This window comes from Flavobacterium cyanobacteriorum, from assembly GCF_002251835.1.
Lineage (GTDB): Bacteria > Bacteroidota > Bacteroidia > Flavobacteriales > Flavobacteriaceae > Flavobacterium > Flavobacterium cyanobacteriorum.
Genome location: NZ_NOXV01000116.1, coordinates 1 through 3,952 on the forward strand (window position 1 = coordinate 1; position 3,952 = coordinate 3,952).

A 3,952-nucleotide genomic window follows, 5' to 3' on the forward strand; every position below is an offset into this window, starting at 1 on the left:
AAGCGATTTGCAAAATGCAAATCACTTCGCAAATCGCCTGGGGCGTTGGGTGCAAGCCTAAAAGCCCGAGACCGACATAAATAAATTGACATTATGACAGAACAAGAAATAAAAAAGGGAGTTAAAGAGGTTTGTGAAATTTCGACAGAAATAGCAACTCTTTATGCCGACAATAATGCTTTAGTAGCAAAATTAAATTCAGTCCCACAGGACGAACTACAAAAGGCTTCCGATTATTACGCTTCACGTTCAGGTGTTATTGTTGACTTAAGAAAAGACGTTTTAAAATTTCTTAAAGAAGGTAATAAACTCGACTTGTCGACACTTGAAGGCTTCATTATTAAACATAAGACAGGAAAAGAGAATCAATATCGTGCCTACAAAAACTATTTTTCGATTTTCTTTCCAATCATCACTTTCTACGGCCACAATCCAATAAGGAAATTTATTGATGATTTTATTTCTGAAATAATCAATCGCCTTGACTTAAATGGAAAAGTAAAGCACATATACTTTGACTTTCAAGGAGCAAGACAACAAGGAAGCGATAGACTGTGGTTTGCAATATTCAACAACAAACAAGCAACTCAATCGACAGGCTTACAAATTTTTGCTGACTTTCATCACGGAACAATTAAGTACGGTTTTTACAGACATTCAGACGAATCATATTTAAAAGGTCCGATTGAAGTGTCTCCTGAAAATTTTGATTTTGAAGAGATGATAAAGTTGTATTCGGACAACAAAAACTTGATAATCGATGATGAGCCGATAAAGGATAAATTACTGACTATTCCTCTTAATCAAAAAAGACTTTACAAAATATCGCATGGCTCCTTTAAAACAAAAGCTAATGAAAGTATAAGAGATGTATTTAAAGAGAATCAATGGATAGTAATTCATGAAAACACGGGAAAAGGACAAGCCGAAGCCTTTAAAAATGATTTAACAGAAGGCGACTATGTTTACATTACAATAGGGGGAAATGAGTTATTTACGATTGCAAAAGTAAAAGCAGGTTCTTGGGGCTATGTTCCCGAAGATATAACTGATGAAAATGGATGGATATATAGAGAAGTTGAATACATTAAATCAGCGACAAACCCTGACCCTTCTCCTTTAAAATCATTCAAAGAGTTTATTTATCCAAGTGGCAACAGCACGTTTACCGAAATTACGATTGATAAAATAGAAGAAGCAAACACAAATATTTTTGAGCCGCATTTTGGAGTAGAGTTTATTTCCGAAGGTGCTACAAAAATTAAGGTGCAAGGGGAATTACAAAAGCATCCGAACAATATTATCTTATTTGGCCCTCCAGGAACAGGTAAGACTTACAATAGCATTGACAAAGCAGTTGAAATTGTTACTGGAATTAAAAGTAATCATGAAGACAGTAAAGTAATCTTCGACAAATTAAAAAAAGAAGGGCAAATAGAATTCGTCACATTTCATCAAAACTATTCCTACGAAGACTTTATGGTTGGAATACGACCTGATATTGAATTCGAACATTTACGCTTCAAACCTTACAGAGGAATTTTTTATGAGATAGCAAAAAAAGCAAGAGAGAATTATTTTGCGTCAAAAGAACAAACAGCCTTGGCCAAGTCCTTTGACCAAGTTTTCAGTGAAATCATTAAACCAATTGAAGAAAAAAATGAAAGCATTGAAATCACAATGGTTTCTGGTCTTAAATATAAAATCACCGATGTAAGTGACACAACTATTCATTTTACAAAGCCATCAGGCGGTACTCAACACACTTTAAGTATTCAAACACTTCAAGATGTAGTTGAAGGTATTAAAGAGGTTACATCTGGACTTTCCGTTTATTATAATCCCCTTGCGAAGCTTATCCGAGAAAAAAGAAAGCCAGTGGGAAACGGACAAACAGAGAAACTCAAGAATTTCGTATTAATCATTGATGAAATTAATCGTGCTAATATTTCTAAGGTTTTTGGAGAATTAATCACTCTTTTGGAAGAAGACAAAAGAATTGATGCAAAAAACGAATTACGACTTACATTACCAAACGGAGATAAAGAATTTGGCGTACCGCCAAATCTATATCTTGTTGGTACTATGAATACCGCTGATAAATCAATTGCTCTTATCGACATTGCACTTAGAAGACGTTTTGAGTTTATTGGCTATTTCCCTGATTACAGTAAGTTGGAAGAGAGTGATGGCGTTTTTCTCAAACACATAAACAAGGAAATATATTCTCGTAAAAAATCAGCAGATTATCTAATTGGGCATGCCTATTTTATGACGGGTCTCGATACATTCAAAATAATCAAAAACAAAATTATTCCGCTTCTGATGGAATATTTTTCAGGTAAAACTGAAGTAGTCGAAGAAATATTTAAAAATAGTTCGTGGAGCATCAAATATGACATTGAGAAATACGATTGGATTATTCAACCGATAAGTTAATGTTTACTCTATTTGAATATGGCGAAGAGATTACCGTAAAAGACAGAAAAGGTCTTGAGGGTTACTTGCGTTTTCTATGGCAAGATTATAAAAACCTCTGGGTTGATGAAAATCAAGAAACAGAAAATGTAAATAACTCAAATTATCAACCTTTTATTTCTTTTGATGGCGAAAAAGCTAAAGCAAATAATTTTGTTGGCTTCATTAATTGCAATGATGATTCTTTAGAAATATATCCAAAGGTTTTTCAAAATATGCAATATCCAAATAAGGATTTAATGCATAGGCATTTGTTCTTTTGGTTTAGCTATTGTAAAAAAATAAAATTTCCATTTAACCAATCTTTTCTAGACAACTTTGAAATCGACCGATTCCCTGAATTGATTATTTATTTAATCGGGAAACAAATCAACGAAACTGTTAGCGCAAAGCCTTATTCTGCTTATGAGGAAGTAGAAGAGGCATTATTGACTCCAAGAGGAAAAATCAATTTTAATAGATACACAACAAGCCTAACTTATGGCAGACATCAATTTATTGATTGTGATTATGAGCCTTTCGTTTACGACAATAAAGTCAATAGAATTATTAAACATTGCGTTCGACTGCTATTAACACAAACGACAATACCTGAAACGCAAAGAATACTCCATGAAATCATTCATATACTTGACGAGGTTGAAGACCAAGCCTGTACAATAAATCAACTGAATCAAATCAGAGTACCAACATTATTTGACGAGTATGAAGATGTGATGCAATGTTGTAGAATGATTCTTGAAAATCAGATATATTCACACGCTGAATATGAAATGAAAAATTGGAGTTTACTATTTCCGATGGAATACGTTTTTGAAGATTTCATTTCAGGTTTTTTAAAAGACCATTTCAGCAAAGACTTTGAAATTGAACCTCAAAAATCAGAACTTTATCTACATCAAAATCCAAAAACATTCAACTTGCAACACGACATATTATTGACAAATAAAATTACTAAAGAAAAAATCATTATCGACACTAAATATAAGCCTAGATGGGATTTAAAATTATCTGACAACAAAAAAGGCGTCTCGCAGGCGGATATGTATCAAATGATTAGTTATGCATATCGAAGAGGAACAGACAAAGTAATTCTTATGTATCCAAACACTTCCGAGAAACTTGCAGAAGATTATCTTTTTAGAATTCAGAAATCAAATGACAACGAAGAAATTAAAATCAAAGTAATTGACGTTCCATTTTGGTCTTCTGTTGACCATTCTGAAGTTGAGACAAATTTATTAATCAAACTTGACAATGTACTGCGAAATGACTTTTGACCAAACAGGACAAGGAAGGCCAGCACCCAACAGCGGTTTTGCAAAAAAGCGGGTTCAGTGGTTAATTGAACATTCTACCACGTATCAAATTTTCTGGTATATTGACAGTTTAGTGCTCCGAAATCCGCTTCTTCGCCAAGCCGCCTAACGTTATACGGAAATCCCTACGGGCTTCCCGCACAACGCCCCAGGCG

At 33.9% G+C, this 3,952-nt stretch carries 2 protein-coding genes; both read left to right on the forward strand.

Annotated features, from left to right (window positions below):
• The first annotated feature begins 93 nt into the window (after positions 1-93).
• Positions 94-2,439: an McrB family protein gene (locus CHU92_RS01445; protein WP_207759787.1), complete on the forward strand. Its 2,346-nt coding sequence runs from the start codon at positions 94-96 to the stop codon at positions 2,437-2,439.
• Positions 2,439-3,758 carry an McrC family protein gene (locus CHU92_RS01450; RefSeq protein ID WP_094411874.1) on the forward strand — a complete coding sequence of 440 codons (1,320 nt, stop codon included), beginning with the start codon at positions 2,439-2,441 and terminating at the stop codon, positions 3,756-3,758. The genes CHU92_RS01445 and CHU92_RS01450 overlap by 1 nt, the downstream gene beginning before the upstream one ends.
• The last annotated feature ends 194 nt before the right edge of the window (positions 3,759-3,952 follow it).